Source organism: Heliomicrobium gestii, assembly GCF_009877435.1.
GTDB lineage: Bacteria > Bacillota > Desulfitobacteriia > Heliobacteriales > Heliobacteriaceae > Heliomicrobium > Heliomicrobium gestii.
This window is the reverse complement of the sequence record NZ_WXEX01000014.1, coordinates 26,839-48,785: the sequence shown is the minus strand read 5'-3', so window position 1 is coordinate 48,785 and position 21,947 is coordinate 26,839. Positions and strand designations below refer to the sequence as shown.

The following is a 21,947-nucleotide window of genomic DNA, read 5'->3' as shown; positions in this document are numbered from 1 at the left end:
GTAAATGGCAAAGAAAAATAGGAGGTTTCGCACATGGGTAAGATTATCGGTATCGACCTCGGCACAACCAACTCCTGTGTCGCCGTGCTGGAAGGCGGCGAGTCTGTCGTCATCGCCAACAAGGAAGGCGCCCGGACAACCCCGTCGGTCGTCGGTTTTTCCAAGACAGGGGAGCGACTCGTCGGTCAAGTAGCCAAACGGCAAGCGATCACCAACCCTGATCGGACGATCATTTCGATCAAACGGCACATGGGCACTGATCATAAAGTCAAGATCGATGACAAGAACTACACCCCCCAAGAGATCTCGGCCATGATCCTGCAGAAGCTGAAATCGGACGCCGAAGCCTACCTGGGCGAAACGGTCACCCAGGCCGTCATCACCGTTCCCGCTTACTTCACCGACTCCCAGCGCCAGGCCACCAAAGACGCCGGCGCCATCGCCGGTCTGGAAGTCCTGCGCATCATCAACGAACCGACAGCAGCCGCCCTGGCCTACGGCGTCGACAAAGGCGAAGACCACACCATCCTCGTTTACGACCTGGGCGGCGGCACCTTTGACGTCTCCATCCTTGAACTGGGCGACGGCATCTTTGAGGTGAAAGCGACCTCCGGCAACAACCGCCTCGGCGGCGACGACTTCGACGAAAAGGTCATCAACTGGATGGTTGCCGAATTCAAGAAAGAAACGGGCGTCGACCTCCGCGGCGACAAGATGGCCATGCAGCGCCTCAAGGAAGCCGCCGAAAAAGCCAAGATCGAGCTGTCCGGCGTCATGTCGACGAACATCAACCTGCCCTTCATCACCGCCACTGCCGATGGCCCGCAGCACTTGGACATGACCCTTTCACGGGCCAAGTTTGACGAGATGACGGCTGATCTCGTCGAAATGACTATGGGCCCCACCCGCCAAGCCCTGAGAGACGCGAAAATGGAACCGAAAGACATCGACAAGGTCATCCTCGTCGGCGGATCCAGCCGGATCCCCGCCGTACAGGAAGCCATCCGCAAATACCTGGGCAAAGAACCCTTCAAAGGCATCAACCCCGACGAAGTCGTTGCCATGGGCGCCGCCATTCAGGCCGGTGTGCTCGGCGGCGAGGTGAAGGGCATCGTCCTGGCCGACGTAACGCCCCTTTCCTTGGGCATCGAGACCCTCGGCGGCATCTGCACCGTGCTCATCCCGCGCAACACGGCGATCCCCTCCAGCAAGAGCGAGACCTTCACCACCGCCGCCGACAATCAGACCTCCGTCGAGGTCCATGTCCTGCAGGGTGAACGCAAGTTCGCCGGCGAGAACAAGACCCTCGGCCGCTTCCACCTGAGCGGCATCGCTCCGGCGCCGCGCGGCATCCCCCAGATCGAGGTCAAGTTCGACATCGACGCCAACGGCATTGTTCACGTCAGCGCCAAAGACAAGGCCACTGGCAACGAACAGAAGATCACCATCACCGCTTCGACAGGTCTCTCTAAGGACGACATCGAAAAGATGGTCAAAGACGCTGAACTGCACGCCGAAGAGGACCGGAAACGTCAAGAAGAAGTGGAGATCCGCAACCAAGCCGACTCCATGGTCTATCAGGCCGAAAAGACCGTGAAAGACCTGGGCGATAAAGTAGAGGCGGCCGATAAGGAAAAAATCGAGGCGGCGAGGGAAGAACTGAAAAAAGCCCTCGAAGGAAAAGACCTGGACGAGATCAAGAAAAAGACGGAAGCCCTGACGACCGTCGTGTATGAACTGTCCACCAAGCTCTACCAGCAAGCCGGCGCCGCCGGCGCGCCTGGCGCGGGACCCGAAGGCGCTCCCGGCGGTTTTGGCGGAGAAGAGAAAAAAGATGACAATGTAGTCGACGCCGATTATACTGTCATCGATGACGATAAGAAAAAATCCTGATTCAGGCGACCGGGGGGCTTAGCCCCCCTGTCGATGCTTTTACCGGGGGGAGGGGACAAGGATGAGCAAACGAGATTACTATGAGGTGTTAGGCATTGGGCGGGACGCTGGGGAGACGGAGATCAAAAAGGCCTACCGCCGGTTGATCAAGGAATTTCACCCCGATGTCCACCCCGACAAAGCATTAGCCGAAGAAAAAACCAAAGAGATCAACGAAGCCTATGAGGTGCTGTCGGATCAGGAGAAACGCGCCCGTTACGACCAGTTCGGCCATGCCGGCCCCGGCGGGTATGGCGGTTTTGGCGAAGGCGGAGCGGACATGGGCGGCTTTGGCGACATCTTCGACATGTTTTTTGGCGGCGGCTTCGGTGGCGGCGGCCAGCGGCGAGGTCCCCAGAAGGGGAATGACCTGCGGTTCAACCTGTCCATCACCTTTGAAGAGGCTGCCTTTGGCGTGGAAAAAGAGGTCGACATCCCGCGGTTGGAGTCCTGTGACGTCTGCGGCGGCAGCGGCGCCGAACCGGGGACATCGGTCACCACCTGCACCACCTGCAACGGTTCAGGGCGGGTAGCCACCGTCGCCAAGACGCTGCTCGGCAATATGCAGACGGTTCGCACCTGTCCCACCTGTGGCGGCGACGGGAAGATCATCAGCAAGCCTTGTCTCCACTGCGGCGGCCAGGGAAAGGTCCGCAAGCGGAAACGCATTAAGGTCAAGGCGCCCGGCGGCGTCGATACGGGAACGCGAATCCGCGTCACCGGTGAAGGCGAAGCCGGCGATAAGGGCGGACCGCCGGGCGATCTTTACGTCTTTATTGAAGTGCAGCCCCACACCTTTTTTGAACGCGACAACGATGATGTGATCTGTCAGGTTCCCATCAACTTCGTCCAGGCGACTTTGGGCGCAGAGATCGAGGTGCCGACCCTGGACGGCAAGGTATCTCTAAAGATCCCGGAAGGAACCCAGACAGGCGCCGTCTTCCGCATCCGCGGCAAGGGTATCAAGCGGCTCCGGGGTACCGGGCGGGGCGATCAGCGGATCGAGGTCAAGGTGACCGTGCCGACCCGGTTGAGTGATAAACAAAAGGAATTGCTGCGGGAGTTCGGGCGCACCCTGAAGGCGGAGAACATTGAGTCAGAAAAAGAGAAGTCTTTTTTTGAAAAGATGAAAGACGCCTTCATGTGAGGACCGGCTTAACCGGCGGGGAAGGGTGTATCGCTGTTGAAATGGCGTGAGATCGCCATCACCACCCGGCAGGAAAATGCCGACGCGATGGCCGAGATTTTTGAAACAGTCGGGGCTATGGGGATGGTCATCGAGGATCCCCAATTGATCGCCAGCTACATTGAGAGCAATGTCTGGGATCTTCATGATGTGGAGATCCCAGATGTGCCGGAAGGCATGATCCGGGTGAAGACATACCTGGCCATCGACGATATGCTGGAAGACCGGCTGGCGGCGTTACAGGAAGAGCTGTCGGCGCGGGAACGCTCCGAAGAATGGCCCGCCCATGCCTGGACGATGACGGACCTTCATGAGGACGACTGGGCCCATGCCTGGAAAGCCTTTTTTAAACCGGAAAAAGTCGGCCGTCGCGTCGTCATCCGTCCGACTTGGGAAGCCTATGTGGCTAGTGATGATGACCTGGTCATCTCCATCGATCCGGGAATGGCCTTCGGCACAGGCACCCATCCGACAACGGTCATGTGCATTCGCGCTCTCGAGGACTATGTCCATTCGGAAGCGCGTGTCCTCGATGTGGGGACGGGTTCTGGCGTGCTGTCCATCGCTGCGGCGTTGCTGGGCGCCAAAAAGGTTCTGGCTGTCGACAATGATCCCGTAGCTGTCGCCACGGCCCAGGAAAATGCGGCCTTGAACCAGGTCGACGGCATCGTGGAAGTCCGCCGCAACGACCTGCTGGCCGGGTTGGAGGAACAGGCCGATATTCTGGTGGCCAACATCATCGCCGATGTGATCATCCGCCTGGCCCCCCAGGCAGGGGCTGTGCTTGCCCCCGAGGGGATCATGATCGCTTCGGGGATCATCCAGAACCGTCTCGATGATGTTGTTGAAGCGATGACGGAGAACGGATTCACCATTGAAGAGCTGATCAGCCATGGCGAATGGGCCGCCCTCGTCGCCCGCAAGGCTGGCGGATCAACAGAAGCTTGAACCGGGGCGTGACTGATGCACCGATTTCTCTTTGATCCAATGAATCGGATAGACGAGCGCCTGCGCCTTGACCGGGAGGAGAGTCTCCATCTCACCCGGGTGTTGCGCCTGCGCGTCGGCGACCAGGTCCTCGCCTTTGACGGGCAGGGGAACGAGTTTACCGCCTTTGTCGCTGAGATCAAGGGCGATCAAGCTGTTCTCGAAGGTCTGTTGCCTACCGGCGCTTCCCGGGAGGCGCCGGTCCGTCTTTGTCTGCTTCAGGGCGTCGCCAAGGGCGAAAAGATGGATCTGGTGATCCAAAAAGCCACTGAACTCGGTGTGGGCACCATCCTTCCCGTTTTGACCGAACGGTCTGTCGTGCGTCTTGACGCCGCCAAGGCGAAGGAGCGGCGCGACCGCTGGCAGAAGATCGCCCGGGAAGCGGCGAAACAGTGCCGCCGCACGGTCATCCCGGAGGTGCAGACCCCGGCACCCTGGTCAGAGGTGATCGCCCGTTGGGATGAGGCTTGTCCCCTGCTGATCCCCTGGGAGGAAGAGCGAGGAAAGGGACTGAAGCAGGTTCTTGCTGACCTCCGTGAGGAGGGCAGTCTCAGTGATGGCTCCCCCAAAATCCTTGGACTGGCGATCGGTCCGGAAGGCGGATTGACGGCGGCAGAGGTTGTCCAAGCGCAGGGAAAAGGCGCTCGATCTGTCGGCCTCGGCCCCCGGATATTACGGACCGAGACGGCGGGCATCGCCGCTCTCGCGGCCATCATGTACGAACTGGGGGATTGGGGATGAATCCCGGAGAGCCCACCGCAGCATTCCATACCCTCGGCTGCAAAGTCAACCAAGGCGAAACAGACGCCATCGCCGGCATGTTCAAGGCCCGCGGTTATGCCATCGTGCCTTTTGATGAGCCAGCCGATGTCTATGTCGTCAATACCTGCACCGTGACCCACCTGAGCGATCGGAAATCCCGACAGGCCATTCGCAGGGCTAACCGGCAGAACCCGGAGGCGGTCGTCGTCGTCACCGGCTGTTATGCCCAGACGGCTGCCGATGAGGTCCGGACCATCGAGGGCGTCGATATCGTCGTCGGCACAGACCGGCGCAGCGCAATCGTCGATCTGGTGGAAGCCCACCAGCGCAGCGGTGAGCAGGTCAACACCGTGTTTGACTCGCAGCAGATCGAGCGCTTTGAAGAACTGCCCGCTGTGGCCGAACGGTCCCGCGCCCGGGCGACCATGAAAATACAGGATGGCTGCAACCTCTACTGCACCTATTGCATCATCCCCTACGCCCGCGGCCCTGTGCGCAGCCGCAGGAGGGAGAGCGTTGTCGAGGAAGCCGAACGGCTCGCCGAGGAGGGCTTCAAGGAGATTGTCCTGTCGGGGATTCACCTGGGCGCATATGGGAGCGACACTGATACCGATCTCGCCACACTGATCGCCGCCCTTTGCCGCATTGACGGCCTGCGGCGCATCCGTGTCGGCTCTGTGGAGCCGCAGGAGTTCACGCCGGAACTTTTGGAGGCCATCGTCCACCCCCGTGTCTGTCCCCACTTCCACATCCCCTTGCAATCGGGCTCTGATGCTGTGCTGGAACGGATGGGCCGCCGCTACCGCCGGCAGGATTTTCTTGATGTAGCGCGAAAGATTCAACAGATGATCCCCGGCGTGGCGATCACCAGCGATGTCATCGTCGGTTTTCCCGGTGAGAGCGAGGCCGAGTATCTGATGTCGGAGGAACTCTGCCACGCGGCCGGCTTGGCGGGATTGCATGTCTTTCCCTATTCACCGCGCCGTGGCACACCGGCGGCCACCTTTCCCGGCCAGATCGCCCCGGCTGTCAAGCAAGAGCGCGCTCAGCGCCTGGGCCAAATGGCGCGCCGGTTGGCCGCCGAATACGCCCAAGGTTTTGTCGGTCAAGTCCGGGAGGTCCTGGCGGAGGAACAGGTTGGCGGCCTCTGGACGGGCCATACGGACAACTACCTGAAAGTCCTCTTTGATATGCCGACGCAACACCTTGCACGGGAAAGGTCATGGGCGATCGAACGGGAAGACCTGGTTCCGGTGCGTTTGCTTCAGGTCCGGCCTGATGGCGCCCTCGACGGCCTGCCGGTTGATGTGTAATGGCGCCAAACACGGCAAAGGGGGTGAAGTTGTTGAGCGATTGCATTTTTTGCAAGATCGTCCGGCGGGAGATTCCAGCCCAACTCGTTTATGAAGACGATCAGGTTGTTGCCTTCCGTGACATCAATCCGGTGGCGCCGACCCATATCCTGATCATCCCCCGGGAACACATCGCTTCTGTGGCGGAAGCCACCCCTGACCACCAGGGACTGTTGGGCCAACTCCTGCTGGCCGCCCCCAAGATTGCCGAAAAGATGGGCCTGGAGAAGGATAATTTCCGGATCGTGATCAATACCGGCGCCGATGCCGGTCAGACCGTTTTTCACCTCCATATCCATCTGTTGGCCGGAAGGGCCTTGGCTTGGCCGCCGGGATAAAACGGCAACAACTCCCCGGTTGACGCTTTCGCTCCCTGGAAGTATAATGTAGACTGTGTGTATCTTGTTTACAGCACACGACCGTTCGCCGCACCAAGCACAGCCTGGACCCGGCATCATAGATACCAGCGGGGGGAGGGAAGCGGAATGAGCGAAGTACGAGTAGGTAAAAATGAGACTTTAGATAGCGCCCTGCGGCGTTTTAAGCGCTCCTGCCAGAAAGCGGGCGTTTTATCGGAATGCCGCAAGCGTGAACACTATGTCAAACCCAGTGTGAAACGGAAGAAAAAATCAGAGGCAGCCCGGAAACGGAAGACCACCTGAGGAATGGTGAGCTTATGTCGCTGAAGGAACGTTTGATGGAGGACATGAAGCAGGCGATGAAGGACAAAGAGGCCGGCAAGTTCCGCCTCTCTGTCGTTCGCATGGCTCGGTCCGCCGTTCAAAAAGTGGAAATCGATAAACGGCGCGATCTCACGGAAGAAGAGACCATCGATGTGCTTGCCCGGGAAGTGAAACAGCGCCGCGATTCCATCGCCGAGTATGAAAAAGCGGGCCGCTCTGATGCCGTAGAAGCGTTGAAACAAGAAATCACGCTTCTCACCGCGTATCTTCCCCAACAACTTTCCGAAGAAGAGGTCCGCGCGCTGGTGCGGGAGGCTGTGACGGTGACAGGCGCTCAGAGTCCCAAAGACATGGGCAAGGTCATGGGAGTTCTGATGCCAAAAGTCAAAGGTCGCGCCGACGGTAAACTGGTAAACCAAATTGTCAAGGAACTCCTTGGCTGACAGCTGTACAACCCCGGTGACGGATGAAGAACCCTTGCAGAAACACCTGCAAGGGTTCTTTTTTTGCGCCCTTCTTTTGGATGCTTTTCTACGGCAGGCACTGGCGCCAGCCCGACGCCGGGGCATGATCTCGCTCCTTTTGGCATAAGTATGGACAAGGATGGAAAGGAGTGCGGAGCATGGCCTGGGAACGGGGCAAGCAGCGGCTGCAGAAGGCATTGGCCGGATTCCTGGAGATGCCCAAAGATGTGCTCTTGGATTACCCGAAGATCAGCATGATTGGGAACGTGCAACTGGTGTTGGAGAATCACCGGGGCATCGTCGAGTATAGCGATGACCGTATCCGCATCGGCATCACCGGAGGTCAGTTGGAGATCGTCGGGGAACAACTGGTCCTCCGCACGATCCTGCCCGAAGAACTGGTGGTGGAAGGACGCATCCGTCAGTTAAACTATTCGAAATGACCGGAGGGAAGGACATGCTGCGCCGTTGGTGGTCTTACTGGATCGGCTTTTTAGGGATACGAATCGAGGGATCGCAACTAGAAAAATTCATCAACCTGGCGGCGAGCCGGGGGATCCCCCTTTATGACCTGCGGCGGGAGGCGTCAGGCCGCCTGTCGGCAAAGGTGCGGATGGACGGCTTTCGTTCCCTCCGCCATGTGGCGCGCAAATCAGGCAGCCGCATGCGCATCCAGTCGCGCTACGGCTGGCCCTTTTATGCCTCTACATTGAAACGGAAGCGCTCCCTTGTCATCGGCGTTTTTTCATTCGTGTTGACGATTCTGATCATGTCCACCTTCGTCTGGGATGTCGATGTGATCGGCAATGATCGGGTGGAGAAGCAGCAGCTTTTGCAAGTGGCTCGTGAAAAAGGGATTCGCGTCGGAAGCTGGCGACCGCTGATCGATGTGCGGGAGGCCGAGCATTCGCTCATGGGCGCTTTCCCCGGACTGGAATGGGTGGGGGTCACAGCCAAAGGCACCCGCGTCGTCATCGAGGTGCAGGAGAAGGTGTTGCCCAAAAAGCCGGTGGTGAACGGCCCCTGCCATATTGTTGCCGCCAAGAGCGGCGTTATCCAACGGCTGATGGTGCTTGTCGGCGAAGGGAAAGTCGCCGAGGGCGAGCGTGTCGCTAAAGACCAGGTAGTGATTTCCGGGCTGCTCTATGATCACAAGCCGGCCGCCCACACACAGGCAGAGGAAAAACCGACGCCGCCCAAGCTGCTGGAGAAGGTGCAGGCTCGTGGAGAGGTTTGGGCCAAGGTCTCTTATGATCAATGGATCGAAGAGCCGGTCCTTTTGGAGGGAACCGTTCCGACTGGCGCCGTGAGCGAACAATGGCGCATAAAGTGGGGAAATCAGGAAATCATCATAAAAGGTCCGCGCAACAACCCCTATCCTACAGGATCAGAAGAGGTTTCCATGAGAACTCCTTCATTATGGAGGAATCTCGGCATACCCGTCGAAATAATAAAAACAGAGTATCATGAATTGCGCGCCTTCCGGCAGGAACGGACCGCTCAAGAGGCGTTGGCGGCGGCGCAGGAAAAAGCCAGGCAGGCCGTCAGCGGTCTGTTGCCGCCGGGAGCCCGAGTGCTGCGTGAAATGGTGCTTCCCCAACCGGCTCCTCCGGAAAGGGTCAAGGTGAAGGTGTCCGTGGAAGTGCTGGAGGACATCGCCGTTCCCCAGTCGATCGAAGCGGGCCCATAACGGGCGCGGGGCGTCACAGGAGGTTGGACGAACCTGTCGGCATCGAGCCATGAGCAACGAATCCATCTCGAAGACAATTGGGAGGCCGTCGGACTTTTCGGCCACCGCGATGAAAACTTGCGGTTGATCGAACGTTTGAGTGGCGCTAAAATCGTGGCCCGCGGCGCCGAGATCATCGTTACAGGCGCGCGACCGGTTGTCGAGGCGGCGACGCGGCTGATTGAACAACTGATCGGCCTCATCCGAGCCGGACAAGAGGTCGGACAGGGCGAGATCGAGTACGCCTTCCGACTGGTCAATGAAGGCCATCAACCCCTGATCGCCGAGGCTCTCGGCGATGTGGTGATGACGACACCGCGGGGGAAGCAGATCAAAGCGAAAACACTGGGGCAGCGGAAATACCTGCAGGTTATCCGCCAAAACCAGATCATCTTCGGCATCGGGCCGGCTGGAACGGGCAAAACCTATCTGGCCGTCGTCATGGCTGTGCTGGCCCTGAAGAATAAGGAAGTCAACCGGATCATCCTGACTCGGCCGGCGGTGGAGGCTGGGGAAAAGCTGGGCTTTCTGCCTGGGGATCTGCAGGAAAAGGTGGACCCCTATCTGCGCCCCCTCTATGACGGACTCTTTGACACCATGGGGGCTGAGCCGACTCAGAAATACATGGAGCGGGGCATCATCGAGATCGCGCCGCTGGCCTACATGCGGGGACGCACCCTGGACGATTCCTTCATCATCCTTGACGAGGCCCAAAACACAACGCCGGAACAGATGAAGATGTTTTTGACGCGCATCGGTTTCGGATCAAAAGCCGTAGTTACCGGCGATATCACACAGGTGGATTTGCCCCGGGGCGCAAACTCGGGGCTTGTGACTGTGCAGAAAATTCTGCAGGGTATTGAAGGACTCGCTTTTCATTTCTTTACCACGGGAGATGTGGTGCGCAACCCTCTTGTCGGCCGGATCATTCGCGCCTATGAGGACTATGAAGACCGGGGTGGTCAGGGAGATAGATGAGGTGAAATCGGGTGGCCTACAGCCAAATCACGGCCCTGTTGACGCTGGCACTGCGTAAGATTTGGCAATACCGGACAACACGCCGAATCGTCTATGGTTTCACTTTTTTCCTGATCTATACGGTGATCCTGGCTTTGCCTCACCTGTCTTCCCTGGAGACGCTGGAGGCAGGACAAAAAAGCCAGAAAGACATTAAATCGCCGATCACGAAGGAGATCGTTGACGAGGAACGGACTCGTCTGGCTCGCGAACAGAAGGTCAACGCTACGCCCCCCGTCTATACGCATGATCCGAACGTGACCGGACGGAGCCAACGGGACATCGATCAGTTTTTTAAATCCATCGCAGACTACCAACGGGCAGGAACGGAATCGGCCAACGCCGATCCGGCGTCGTCCGGAACGGCAGCGGAACAACGCCGGTGGGAACAGTTGAAGGTGCAGATGAATGTGGCTGCCCCGGAGACGCTGCTGCGCAAGCTTGTCTCCCTTCGACCTGAATCGCTGGCCTTCATCCAGACAGAGACGCAAAACCAGATCTCCGACATGCTCAGCATGCCTGGGTTAACGGAAACCCTGGACGAGATGCCCCAGGGGATGCCCCTCACCCGGGCCGCCGGCAGGGTGTTGCCCTACAGCATACAGGAAGCCCATGCCATCGTGTTGGAACGGATCGACAATTCCGTTTTGACGCAGGAATCGAAAGAGATCCTGCGCACCCTGATCCCGCTTTTTTTGCGGGCCAACTCCACCCTTGATGTGGACGCGACAAAACGGTTGCGCAGTGAGGTGCGCCAGAGCGTCGCGCCGATCACCTTCCTCATCCGCAAGGATGACGTGATCGTGCGCGCCGGCGACATCGTCTCGGACGAACAGATTCAACTTTTGGCGCAACTGGAGCTGCTGCGGACAGGCGACGCCTGGCTGAAACCACTGGGAATGGCGCTGTTGGTTCTGCTGAACATGACGATCACCCTCTGGTACTTGCGCACCTACCGGCGCGATTTCTACCTCGATGAACGCATGCTCCTGCTGCTGGGATTGATGGCCATGATGACGCTGTTGACGGCGCGGATCGTCGCTTCCATCAACCTGCATGAACAGAGAGCCATCTATGATCAACTGCTGTATGTCATCCCGGCAGCGACGGGACCCATGCTGATCGCCATCCTTCTGGACAGTCGCGTGGCCATCTTCATGTCGGCTGTGCTCAGCGTCTTCATCGGGATCATCACGGACGCCTCGATCCCCCATGCCATTGTTGCTTGGATCGGCTCTCTCGTCGGCGTTTACAGCGTTTCCCGCTTCAGCCAGCGGATGGACTTTGCCCGATCCGGTCTGATCATGGCTGTCGCCAACGCGCTGACGGTGTTTGCCATCGGTTTGGCGGCAGGCGTCAAACTTCCCATCGTGGCCACCTATGGGTTGCCGATGGCCGTCGTCAACGGGATCCTGTCGTCGGTATTTATGATCGGTTCGTTGCCCTACCTGGAATCGGCTTTTAAGCTGACCACATCGGTCAAGCTGCTCGAACTGGCGAACCCGAACCACCCCCTGTTGCGGCGGTTGCTGATGGAAGCTCCTGGCACCTACCACCACAGCCTGCTCGTCGGCAACCTGGGAGAGGCGGCTGCTGAGATGATCGGCGCCGACGCGCTGCTTGTCCGTTTGGGCGCCTATTATCATGATGTGGGCAAAATCCGCCGGCCCGCCTTTTTCATCGAAAACCAGGCGCCGGGACAAAACCCCCATGATAAGATCGCCCCTTCCCTGAGCACCCTGATCATCACCTCTCATGTCAAAGATGGCGCTGAATTGTGCCGGGAGGCAGGATTGCCGCCGCAGGTGGTCGATCTGGTGGAACAGCACCATGGGAACACCCTCGTTTCGTTCTTCTATCACCGGGCGCGGGAGGCTGATCGCACCGAATCGGTGCAGGAAGGCGATTTCCGCTATGAAGGGCCGAAACCGCAGAGCAAAGAAGCGGCCTTGGTCATGCTGGCCGATACGGTGGAAGCGGCTGTCCGATCTCTTTCCCAACCCACGTCGGGAAAGATTGAAGGGCTGGTGCGCAAACTGATCAAGGAGAAATTGAATGACGGACAGCTTGAGGAGTGCGATCTCACCTTCAAGGACCTCGATCGCGTCGCTCAGGCCTTCTGTCGCGTCTTCAACGGGATCTACCATACACGGATTGAATACCCGGAAGGGGTTTCAAAAGAACTGGACGGGAGGAAACGCAGTGGAACTGTATATAGTGGATGAACGAGAAGGCGTCGTTCAGGCGCCGGAAGTGGAAGAATCGTGGCAGTTGATGCTGGAGCAACTGGCTTTGGTTTGTTTGGAGGAGGCCGGGCACCCGCTGGAGGACACGGAGATCAGCCTGGTATTGACGAACGATGAAAAAATCCGTCGCCTCAACGCCGACTACCGGAACATCGATCAGCCGACAGATGTGCTGTCCTTCGCGATGGAGGAGCAGGCCGACGATGAGCCCGATTTCGACGACCCTACAGCCGGCATGGTGCTCGGCGACATCATCATCTCCGTTGAAACGGCGGAACGACAGGCCGCGGAGTACGGTCATACCCTGGAGAGGGAGATGGGCTTCCTCTTTGTCCACGGCATGCTGCACCTACTGGGGTATGATCACGGTGACGAGGAAGAAACAAAACGCATGCGGGCGATGGAAGAAAAGGTCCTGCAAAGCCAGGGACTCCAGCGGGAATGGACCTGAGGAAATTTTTTCGTTCCTTCCGCTTCGCTTGGCGCGGCATCTTCTGGGTGATCAAAACGCAACAAAACATGCGAGTTCATCTTGTCGCCGCTGTGACCGCTCTGGCCATGGCCGCCTGGTTTCGTTTGGGCGGTTGGGAATTGGCCTGGGTGGTCACGGCTGTTTTTCTCGTTCTCGCCGGTGAAGCCTTCAACTCGGCCATCGAAGCGGCCATCGACCGCATCGGCAGGGAAGAGCATCCCCTGTCCGCCGCCGCCAAAGACGCCGCTGCCGGCGCGGTCCTGATTTTGGCGTTGCACGCGCTGATCGCCGGCATGGCTGTTTTCGGTCCGCGCCTGCTCAGATAATCTTCTGAATCGGACAGCCTATAAAAGCCCGAACCGATAAGGAGGGGACAGGGATGATTTCCAGGCGGGAGCAGCCACCGGTTCCATCGGAGGCTTCCTTGCGGAACTTGATCGAAGCCGCCCGCCAAGCCCGGGAGCGCGCCTATGCGCCCTATTCGCGCTTTCGTGTCGGAGCGGCGCTGCTGGGAGAGGACGGTTCGATCTACAGCGGCTGCAACGTCGAAAACAGTTCCTACGGCTTGACCAATTGCGCAGAACGGACCGCCTTGTTCAAAGCGGTTTCAGAAGGTTGCCGCCGCTTCACGGCCCTCGTCCTCACCTCTGACGCGCCCACTCCGGTCACCCCCTGCGGCGCTTGCCGCCAGGTCCTTGGCGAGTTTGCTCCCCATATGCCGGTCTACATGGTCGATGACCAGGACCGGCGCGAGATCAGCGTGGTGAGCGAGTTGTTGCCGGGCATCTTCCGACTCGCTGAAGTCACGGATAGGCAGAAACAGGAATCATGAAAAGACTGAGGTGACCCCTATGGCGGAAAGATACCGCTTTGTTCGACGCTATCAACGGGAGAAAGCGCCCTCACAGCCGGAGAAGGTCGTCGCCAAGACGCCTGCGCCGGAGAGCGCTGGGAAAAGCGCGGAGAAACACCGGTCCGGCTTTATCAGTATCATCGGCCGTCCCAATGTGGGTAAATCGACGCTGATGAACCAGTTGATCGGCAAAAAAGTCGCCATCATGTCCGATAAACCCCAGACGACGCGCAACCGCATTGTCGGCGTGCTCAATGCGCCGGGCGGGCAGGCCGTCTTTCTCGACACCCCCGGGATTCACAAGCCGAAGCACAAACTCGGGGAGATCATGGTGACGACGGCGCGCAAGACCCTCAACGAGGTGGACCTGATCCTCTATGTCGTTGACGCCTCAGAAGAACCGGGCGGGGGAGAACAGTTCATCAGTCACCTCCTGAAAGACATCAAAACGCCCATCTTCCTTGTCGTCAACAAGATGGACGCCGTCACCCGGGAAGAGGGATTGAAGAAGATCAGTCAATACAGCCAGTTGGTGGCCTGGCAGGAATTGATCCCTGTCTCGGCGAGGGTGAAGACCAATCTGGATCGGCTCAAGGACCTGATCTTCGAAAAACTCCCGGAAGGGCCCCTCTACTACCCGGCAGGCTCATTTACCGATCAGCCGGAACGGCAGTTGATGGCTGAGATGATCCGGGAAAAGGTGCTCCATGTGACCCGGGAGGAGATTCCCCATTCTGTGGCTGTCGTCATCGAACAGTTGCAGGAAACGCCGAAAGGGGGCATGGTTGTCTATGCCACCATCTTTACGGAACGGGACTCCCAGAAAGGGATCCTCATCGGTAAGGGCGGATCCCTTCTCAAAGAGGTCGGCCAGAAGGCGAGACAGGAGATCGAGGCGCTGCTGGGCACATCTGTGTACTTAGAACTCTGGGTGAAAGTAAAGAAAGACTGGCGCCAGCGCCCCGATGTGCTGCGCTCCTTCGGTTTTGACGAAAAAATGGAGTGATCGCCATGACCGTGCCGACAAAGGAACGGTGGACGCGAGAGCGCGTCGCCGCCATGATCGACCATACCTTGTTGAAACCGGATGCGGGGGAGGAGCAGATCAGCGCTCTTTGCCGCGAGGCGGCGGCCTACGGTTTCGCGTCTGTCTGTGTCAACCCTGTCTGGGTGGAGACTTGCGCCGTGTTGTTGCAAAACAGCCCGGTCAAGGTGGCCACTGTCATCGGCTTTCCCCTCGGCGCCTCCTATAGCCGCCTAAAAGCCTTCGAGGCGAAAGAGGCCTTGAAAGCCGGCGCAGAGGAACTGGATATGGTGATCAACCTGGGTTGGGCCAAGATGGGCCGTTGGGACGCCGTCGAGGCCGACATTGCGGCCGTTGTTTTGGAGGCGCGCCGGCATCCTGGCGTTCTGGTGAAGGTGATCTTGGAGACGTCCTTGCTCACTGATGAACAGATCGTCGCCGCCTGCCATTGCGCCCTCGCCGCCGGCGCCGATTACGTCAAGACATCGACAGGGTTTGGACCGGGGGGCGCTGCGGTTGAGCATGTGTCGTTGATGGCCGGGACGGTGGGGACCCGAGCCCGCGTCAAAGCCTCCGGTGGCATCCGCACAGCGGAAACGGCGCTGCGCATGCTGGAAGCCGGCGCCGACCGCCTGGGGACGAGCGCCTCTATGACCATCCTGGACGGTCTCCCCAGCGCCGCCGATTGCCCGCCGGAGGACTAGGGGAGGAGGGCTGACATGCGCGTTTACCGCGCTCAGGCGCTGATCCTTCGAGGCCGGAGTTACGGGGAAGCTGACCGGTTGCTCACGTTGCTCACCCGTGAACGGGGAAAAGTAACGGCTATCGCCAAAGGGGTGCGCAAGCCCACAAGCCGCCTTCGCGCCGGCACGCAGCCCTTGACCCAGAGCCAACTCGTCCTCTATGAGGGCAGGAATCTGCAAACGGTGACCCAGGCGGAGCCGGTCGAGTCCTTCGTCGCCCTGCATGGTGATGTGGAGCGATTCACCCATGCATCATCGATGGCGGAACTGGTGGATCGACTTAGCCCGGATCACGGCGGCGCCGACCTGTTTCCGCTCTTGCTGACGGGGTGGCACCTGCTCTCCGTCTTTCCGTGCGATCTGGTGGCCTGCCTGTTTCAAATCCGCCTGCTGGACCGGCTCGGATACTGCCCGGAACTCTTTCTCTGTCTGGACTGCGGTCAACCGGTCGAGATCGACGAAAGGGCGTCCTGGCCGGCCTATTCGCCGGAGATGGGCGGCGTGGTGGGGAGTTGCTGCCGTCACCGCCACGGGGACAGCGGTCTCATCGCCCCTGGCGCTCTGGCCTTGCTGCGCCACCTGCTGCTGATGGATCCCCGCGATTTGGGCCGGTTGCGAGTAGGCCCCAAGCTGCTGCGCCATGCCTTAGCTGTGCTCCAGGAGACCATCTGCTGTCGCTCGGAGGGAACCATGCGCTCCTGGGCGGTGATGGAATCGGTCGGCCGATCCCTGACCGATGAAGGAAGGTCGCCGGCGGAGCAGCCGCCATCGCCTGCATCGCCGGAAACAGCAAAAGAGCCCAGGAGTCCTCTCTGAAGACGACTCGCTGGGCTCTCTTGGCGTTTCGCTCATGGCGCAGACGGCTAAGACCGATCCAAGTCCTATGGTAAAAGCGATTCTCCCACAAAATCTGATCGAACGAGGCCAACGGGCGCCCCTTAATGGATTGCTTTCAGGTAGGCCTCTGTCGAAAGCAGCTGCACAGCGGCGCAGCGAATCACGCCGTTGCCGTCTCCCGCCGGCAACCAGGGAGAACAATAGACAAAGGGACGCTGCGGATCAGGGGAGAGAGCCCAACCATTGTGCTTGATCCCTTCCCCCGGAATGAAAGGCGTCAGGGCATCCTCGGCATCCTTGGGTCCGAAGACGCGCCCGCGAATCACCGCTGCATCCGGCTCTTCGGCACGCTCCTCGATGCGGAGCCAGAATCCCGGATAAGCCGGAAAAACGGCGCCGCCGGGGACAAGAACGGGAGAACCGCCCGAGAGAGCGCGCACCGTAATGGCGCCGTCCTTCCAGAAGGGAAAGGTGGCCAACACCGGTTCGCCGATTTTCAAACCACCGACAGAATCGACGGCGATAAAGGCCAGTTCAGCCGGCGTTTCTGGATCCAGCGGCAAGGGCTCATTGTCAGCCCAACTGGCCTCGACGGCCTTGCCCACCATATTGACGGCCTTGATCAGGTCGGGAAGACCCATCCGGCGATCGCGCGGACTTTCGGCGATGCCGGGACGGCCGCCGGCGCCGGGTCCCCAGAGATCACGAACAAGGGAGCGCGCGTCAAACTGACCGCCCTCACAGGCGATGGTGATCGTCCCTTGCCGAGAGTCGAGGACCACCGTGGCCGGCACGATCCGGCCTAACCGGGGGGAATAATAGGCGGCGGAGCAACGCGGCCCCTCGGTGACAAAGACACGAACCAGGGGGCTTTCATCGACCAGCCGGGTCTCCGAAACGGCATCATGTCCGGCAGACCACAACTGCCCGGCAGTAAGCAGTTCCCGATCCCCCTTCAAAATGGCTTCGATGGCTTCGCCGGCTTTGACAACGTGGGCCGTTACATCGATGGTTCTCCGAAAAGGGCCCAGGGGGAGATGGGCTTCCGACCAGGAAGACCAGGCGTCCAACTGCTCGCGCACCTGCTCGGGAAGGTCGCCGGCCCGGTGGGGCCCGCGCACCTGCAGATAGGCTGCGCCGGCCCAGAAGTTTTCATCATCCGGCTTCTGCCCCATCAAGGCAAGACATGCGCCGATCGTATCCACATCAAGCCGCGAGATGACGATGGTCCCTTTCGCTAGGGGATCCAATTCAGCGATGCATGGCGTGGGACGGCCGGCATAGGCGCCGGTGCGGGTGGCTAGCGTCGGTGCGTCCCTGCCTTCCACAACAGTGGAGCCATACTCAGCTTTTACCGTCGCCACAGGGAGCCCGGCAAGGTGCATCTCTTCAACAATCTGAAAGGCGTCAAAAGCTGTCGGCGCCAGAAAAACGGCAACTGACATAAGATTCGCTCCTTTCCCCAAGTTGACAAACCGTCCATGGCATTTATTGGCACTAAATGATTATACCGGAGGGAAGGTATTTATTCAATCAGAAGGTCTAATTTTACACTTTCTGTTGATTGTTAAAATTTCCTGCCGACTCGATAAAAAACAGCCTTCTGGTTGCCCCCGCGGTTTCGTAATTTTGGTCTTTTTGTGTTAAAATTGTGTTTGATTACTCGGAATGGGGGCGGCGATGGTTCGATAGATGTGACTCATAAGCAGCGATAAATGGACCTCACCCATGATGAAGGAGGACGCTTGACCGTGAATTTTCAAGAGATCATTCTGGCGCTGAACCAGTTTTGGGGGGAACAGGGTTGCATTATTCAACAACCCTATGACGTGGAAAAAGGCGCCGGCACGATGAACCCGGCGACCTTCCTGCGCGCCCTCGGGCCGGAGCCCTGGAATGTGGCCTATGTGGAGCCTTCGCGCCGTCCCACCGATGGGCGTTATGGCGAAAACCCGAACCGTCTGCAGCACTACTACCAGTACCAGGTCATCCTGAAACCCTCGCCCGACGATGTCCTGGAGATGTACCTGGACAGCCTGCGCCGCCTGGGCATCGATCCGCTCAAACACGATATCCGTTTCGTCGAGGACAACTGGGAATCGCCCACCCTCGGCGCCTGGGGCCTCGGTTGGGAAGTCTGGCTCGATGGCATGGAGGTGACCCAGTTCACCTACTTCCAGCAGTGCGGCGGCATCGACTGCCGGCCTGTCTGCGCCGAAATCACCTATGGCATCGAACGGATCGCCATGTTTATTCAACAGAAAGACTCTGTCTACGACATCGAATGGGTCGATGGCGTCAGCTACGGCGACGTCCATCACCAGGGGGAAGTGGATTACTCCCACTACAACTTTGAAGTGGCCGATACGGAGGCGCTCTTTACCTTCTTCGATATGTATGAAAAAGAGGCGCTGCGGGTCATTGAAAAAGGGCTCGTGCAGCCCGCCTACGATTATGTGCTCAAGTGTTCTCACACCTTCAACCTCCTCGACGCCAGGGGAGCCATCTCAGTCACGGAACGGACCGGCTTTATCGCCCGTGTGCGCCACCTGGCCCGTGTCTGCGCCCAGGGCTATGTGAAACAGCGGGAGCGTCTCGGTTATCCCCTGATCAAGGATCCGGCGCTCCGCCAGCGGCTGGGTCTCGATCAGGCGAAAGCAGGAGAATAGAGGACGCCGTGCCGGTTCTTGCTTAGTCCCTTGGAAACTAGAGGAGGTAGACGCGTGGATACTCGCGATCTGTTGTTAGAAATCGGAACAGAAGAAATCCCGGCGAAATTCATGCCCCCCGCCCTGGCCCAACTGCGGGAACTGGCGGAAAAGGGTCTCCAGGAAGCCCGCCTGGGCTTCGGCGCCATCGAAACCTATGGCACCCCGCGGCGCCTCACCCTTTACGTAACAGAGGTGACGCCGCAACAGCAAGACCTGCGCCTTGAGGTAAAAGGTCCGGCCGTCAAAGCCGGTTTTGACAAAGAGGGCAACCCCACAAAGGCTGCCCAGGGTTTTGCCCGCTCCCAGGGCGTAGACGTTTCGGCGCTGGTGACACGCGATGTGGCCGGGGTGCCCTACCTGTATGCGCTCCGCACCGAAAGCGGCCGCCCTGCCGAGGAGGTGCTGCCCCAGCTGCTGAAAAGCTGGATCGGCAGCCTTTCCTTCCCGAAACCGATGCGTTGGGCCTGGGGCGAGACGCGCTTTGCCCGGCCCATCCGGTGGATCGTCGCCCTTTACGGCGCAGAGATCGTTCCTATCGAGATCGAAGGGGTTCAGGCCGGCCGGATCACCTATGGTCACCGTTTTCTCAGCGGCGGGCCCTTGGTGCTCAACGAACCGTCCGAATACCTGGAGCGCATGGAAGCTGCCTATGTCATCGCCGATCCGCAAAAGCGCAAGGACTTGATCTGGAAGCAGATCACCGAGCTTGCCGCGGCGGAGGGCGGCCTGGTCGCTGAGGATGAGGGCTTGCTCAACGAGATCACTTATCTCGTCGAGTATCCGACGGCACTTTGCGGTCAAGTGAACGCCGATTACATGCACCTCCCTGAAGACGTGCTGATCACGCCGATGAAGGAGCACCAACGCTACTTCCCCGTGAAAAAACCCTCCGGCGGATTGCTTCCCAAATTCATCACTGTCCGCAACGGCACTGCGGAACACATCGCCGTCGTCCGAGCCGGCAACGAGAAGGTGTTGCGGGCGCGCCTCGCCGACGCCGCTTTCTTTTATGCCGAAGACCAGAAGACCCCCTTGTCCGCGCAGCGAGAGAAGCTGAAGAAGATCGTCTTCCAGGAAAGCCTGGGCACCGTCTATGAGCGGGTGGAACGAGAACAGGCGCTCACCGGTTTTCTGGCCGACAACCTGAAGGTCTCCTCAGAATTGCGGGATCGCGCTTTGCGGGCTGCCGAATTGGCCAAGGCCGACCTGGTCACCCACATGGTCTACGAGTTTCCAGAACTGCAAGGGATCATGGGAGAACGGTATGCCCTCTTATCGGGCGAGGCGCCCCAAGTGGCCCAGGCCATTCGAGAACACTACCAGCCCCGTTTCTCCGGCGACGATGTTCCCGCCAGCACGGAAGGAACGCTGGTCGCCCTGGCCGATAAAATGGACGCCATCGTCGGCTGTTTCTCCATCGGCATCATCCCGACAGGTTCTCAGGATCCCTACGCATTGCGCCGGCAGGCGCAAGGTGTCTGCCAGATCATCATGCGCGGCGACCTGCCCCTTTCCCTGTCGGCGGTGATCGAGAAGGCCTACAGCCTCTATGCCGCCGCCGGCCGGCCGACGCGGAGCCTGGAGGAGACGCAAAAGGATCTAGGGGAGTTCTTCCGCCAGCGCCTTCGCCACCTTCTCGGGGAGGAGGGCGTCCGCTACGACACCATCGATGCTGTGCTGGCTGAGGGCTTCGATCAACCGGCTGAGGCGCTGAAGCGGGCCAAAGCCCTGTCCACCTTCCGCCAGGCCGACGCCTTCGCAGCGCTGATCACGGCCTATACCCGGGCGGCCAACCTGGCCAAAAAAGGCGGCCATGGCGCGATTCGCGCCGATCTCTTCGAAGAAGCCACAGAAGGAGGCCTCTACAGGGCGTTGCAAGCGGCCCAGGCGAAGGTCCGGCAGGCCGGCGGCGATTACGGCGCTGTCCTCGAAGCGGTGGCCGCCTTGCGTCCGGCTGTCGACGCCTTCTTTGACGCGGTGATGGTCATGGCTGAAGATGTGGCGATCCGGGAAAACCGCCTTGCCCTCCTCAACGGTGTCATCGGACTGACCCGGGGTGTGGCCGACCTGAGCAAGCTTGTCGATTGACAGGCATCAAAACTCGATAGCAGTGAAACCCTAAAAAGAGGGCCGCCAACCAGGCGCCCTCTTTTTTGCGAAATGTATCCGCATAGTACAAAAAATCTGTCTCTTCAGCAGGAAAATTAGTGGTCGATATAGTATATATCATTTTGGTCATCAAAGCATTTAGTATGACATAATTGTAAACTGTGGGCGAGGACGGCAAGGTGGTGACGATGTATCGAACTCTCTGAACGCCAGGTCAAGATCGTGCAGATCGTTAAAGAGAAAGGGCCCATCACAGGGGAACAGATCGCCGATCGGTTGGAACTGACCCGTGCGACATTGCGGCCCGATCTCGCAATCCTTACCATGTCGGGAATCCTGGAGGCGCGTCCCCGGGTAGGCTATTATTACAACGGCCGATCGGGGAATACCCTCGTGGCTCGCGCCATCAGCAAGCTGCGCGTCAAGGACATCAAATCCCTGCCTGTCGTAGCGCGTGAAACGGCCAGTGTGTATGATGCCGTTGTCACCATGTTTACAGAGGATGTGGGAACCCTTTCCGTGGTGGATGCCGATGGCTGCCTTTCCGGCGTCGTCTCCCGCAAAGATCTCCTGAAGATCGCCATCAGCGGCGGCGATGTGCACAAGATGCCCATCGGGATGGTGATGACCCGCATGCCGAACATCATCACCGTCACGCCCGATGACACGGTCTACCTCGCCGCCAAACGGTTGATCGCCCACCAAATCGACGCCCTGCCTGTCGTTCGCACCTTTGTCCAGCCCAATGGACAGGAACGGCTGGAAGTGGTTGGACGATTGACGAAAACGAACATCACTCGCTTCTTCGTAGAACTTGGGAACGACGAATTGTAAACCGGG

General features: G+C 59.3%; 22 protein-coding genes. 21 read left to right on the top strand and 1 reads right to left on the bottom strand.

The genetic code is table 11. The features are described from left to right. Positions 1–33: 33 nt before the first annotated feature. The 18 genes from dnaK (at position 34) to recO (ending at position 16,266) form a co-directional block, all read left to right on the top strand. Positions 34–1,893 carry a molecular chaperone DnaK gene (gene dnaK / locus GTO89_RS14650; RefSeq protein ID WP_161262838.1) on the top strand — a complete coding sequence of 620 codons (1,860 nt, stop codon included), beginning with the start codon at positions 34–36 and terminating at the stop codon, positions 1,891–1,893. 61 nt (positions 1,894–1,954) lie between these two features. Next, entirely contained in the window at positions 1,955–3,079 is a 1,125-nt protein-coding gene (gene dnaJ / locus GTO89_RS14645) for a molecular chaperone DnaJ (RefSeq protein ID WP_161262837.1), read from the top strand. 36 nt (positions 3,080–3,115) lie between these two features. Beyond that, positions 3,116–4,066: a 50S ribosomal protein L11 methyltransferase gene (prmA, locus tag GTO89_RS14640; RefSeq protein WP_161262836.1), complete on the top strand. Its 951-nt coding sequence runs from the start codon at positions 3,116–3,118 to the stop codon at positions 4,064–4,066. A gap of 15 nt (positions 4,067–4,081) precedes the next feature. Continuing rightward, on the top strand, positions 4,082–4,846 hold the full coding sequence (locus tag GTO89_RS14635; protein ID WP_161262835.1) for a 16S rRNA (uracil(1498)-N(3))-methyltransferase: 765 nt from the start codon (positions 4,082–4,084) through the stop codon (positions 4,844–4,846). Then, on the top strand, positions 4,843–6,180 hold the full coding sequence (gene mtaB / locus GTO89_RS14630; protein WP_161262834.1) for a tRNA (N(6)-L-threonylcarbamoyladenosine(37)-C(2))-methylthiotransferase MtaB: 1,338 nt from the start codon (positions 4,843–4,845) through the stop codon (positions 6,178–6,180). Before GTO89_RS14635 ends, mtaB begins: the two co-directional genes overlap by 4 nt. Before the next feature lie 32 nt (positions 6,181–6,212). Next, complete coding sequence (locus GTO89_RS14625) at positions 6,213–6,557, top strand: histidine triad nucleotide-binding protein (RefSeq protein WP_204758267.1); 345 nt, start codon at positions 6,213–6,215, stop codon at positions 6,555–6,557. Positions 6,558–6,704: 147 nt separating this feature from the next. Further along, positions 6,705–6,881: a 30S ribosomal protein S21 gene (gene rpsU / locus GTO89_RS14620; RefSeq protein WP_161262833.1), complete on the top strand. Its 177-nt coding sequence runs from the start codon at positions 6,705–6,707 to the stop codon at positions 6,879–6,881. A gap of 14 nt (positions 6,882–6,895) precedes the next feature. Beyond that, positions 6,896–7,345, top strand: coding sequence for a GatB/YqeY domain-containing protein (locus tag GTO89_RS14615; RefSeq protein ID WP_161262832.1), 450 nt, complete (start codon positions 6,896–6,898; stop codon positions 7,343–7,345). Positions 7,346–7,524: 179 nt separating this feature from the next. Continuing rightward, positions 7,525–7,809: a sporulation protein YqfC gene (yqfC, locus tag GTO89_RS14610; RefSeq protein WP_161262831.1), complete on the top strand. Its 285-nt coding sequence runs from the start codon at positions 7,525–7,527 to the stop codon at positions 7,807–7,809. Between the two features lie 14 nt (positions 7,810–7,823). Continuing rightward, positions 7,824–9,056 carry a sporulation protein YqfD gene (gene yqfD, locus GTO89_RS14605; RefSeq protein WP_161262830.1) on the top strand — a complete coding sequence of 411 codons (1,233 nt, stop codon included), beginning with the start codon at positions 7,824–7,826 and terminating at the stop codon, positions 9,054–9,056. A gap of 33 nt (positions 9,057–9,089) precedes the next feature. Then, on the top strand, positions 9,090–10,073 hold the full coding sequence (locus GTO89_RS14600) for a PhoH family protein (RefSeq protein WP_161262887.1): 984 nt from the start codon (positions 9,090–9,092) through the stop codon (positions 10,071–10,073). A gap of 11 nt (positions 10,074–10,084) precedes the next feature. Then, on the top strand, positions 10,085–12,337 hold the full coding sequence (locus GTO89_RS14595; RefSeq protein WP_161262829.1) for an HD family phosphohydrolase: 2,253 nt from the start codon (positions 10,085–10,087) through the stop codon (positions 12,335–12,337). After that, positions 12,315–12,809 carry an rRNA maturation RNase YbeY gene (gene ybeY / locus GTO89_RS14590; protein ID WP_161262828.1) on the top strand — a complete coding sequence of 165 codons (495 nt, stop codon included), beginning with the start codon at positions 12,315–12,317 and terminating at the stop codon, positions 12,807–12,809. The genes GTO89_RS14595 and ybeY overlap by 23 nt, the downstream gene beginning before the upstream one ends. Continuing rightward, the gene (locus GTO89_RS14585) at positions 12,800–13,156 is read left to right on the top strand and encodes a diacylglycerol kinase (RefSeq protein WP_161262827.1); all 357 of its coding nucleotides are present in this window, start codon (positions 12,800–12,802) and stop codon (positions 13,154–13,156) included. Before ybeY ends, GTO89_RS14585 begins: the two co-directional genes overlap by 10 nt. A gap of 53 nt (positions 13,157–13,209) precedes the next feature. Then, the gene (locus GTO89_RS14580; RefSeq protein ID WP_161262826.1) at positions 13,210–13,662 is read left to right on the top strand and encodes a cytidine deaminase; all 453 of its coding nucleotides are present in this window, start codon (positions 13,210–13,212) and stop codon (positions 13,660–13,662) included. 19 nt (positions 13,663–13,681) lie between these two features. Beyond that, complete coding sequence (gene era, locus GTO89_RS14575; RefSeq protein WP_235920493.1) at positions 13,682–14,689, top strand: GTPase Era; 1,008 nt, start codon at positions 13,682–13,684, stop codon at positions 14,687–14,689. A gap of 5 nt (positions 14,690–14,694) precedes the next feature. Then, entirely contained in the window at positions 14,695–15,411 is a 717-nt protein-coding gene (gene deoC / locus GTO89_RS14570) for a deoxyribose-phosphate aldolase (RefSeq protein ID WP_161262825.1), read from the top strand. A 15-nt stretch (positions 15,412–15,426) separates the two neighbouring features. Further along, positions 15,427–16,266: a DNA repair protein RecO gene (gene recO, locus GTO89_RS14565; RefSeq protein ID WP_161262824.1), complete on the top strand. Its 840-nt coding sequence runs from the start codon at positions 15,427–15,429 to the stop codon at positions 16,264–16,266. A 122-nt stretch (positions 16,267–16,388) separates the two neighbouring features. Here the strand turns inward: recO and GTO89_RS14560 are convergent, their stop codons facing one another. Continuing rightward, positions 16,389–17,732 carry a hypothetical protein gene (locus GTO89_RS14560; protein WP_161262823.1) on the bottom strand — a complete coding sequence of 448 codons (1,344 nt, stop codon included), beginning with the start codon at positions 17,730–17,732 and terminating at the stop codon, positions 16,389–16,391. A gap of 306 nt (positions 17,733–18,038) precedes the next feature. On the opposite strand from GTO89_RS14560, the gene glyQ reads away from it, so the two are divergent. The 3 genes from glyQ (at position 18,039) to GTO89_RS14545 (ending at position 21,941) form a co-directional block, all read left to right on the top strand. After that, positions 18,039–18,956: a glycine--tRNA ligase subunit alpha gene (gene glyQ, locus GTO89_RS14555; RefSeq protein ID WP_161262822.1), complete on the top strand. Its 918-nt coding sequence runs from the start codon at positions 18,039–18,041 to the stop codon at positions 18,954–18,956. 54 nt (positions 18,957–19,010) lie between these two features. Beyond that, entirely contained in the window at positions 19,011–21,086 is a 2,076-nt protein-coding gene (gene glyS / locus GTO89_RS14550; protein ID WP_161262821.1) for a glycine--tRNA ligase subunit beta, read from the top strand. A gap of 213 nt (positions 21,087–21,299) precedes the next feature. Next, positions 21,300–21,941: a helix-turn-helix transcriptional regulator gene (locus GTO89_RS14545; protein WP_161262885.1), complete on the top strand. Its 642-nt coding sequence runs from the start codon at positions 21,300–21,302 to the stop codon at positions 21,939–21,941. Positions 21,942–21,947 lie beyond the last annotated feature (6 nt).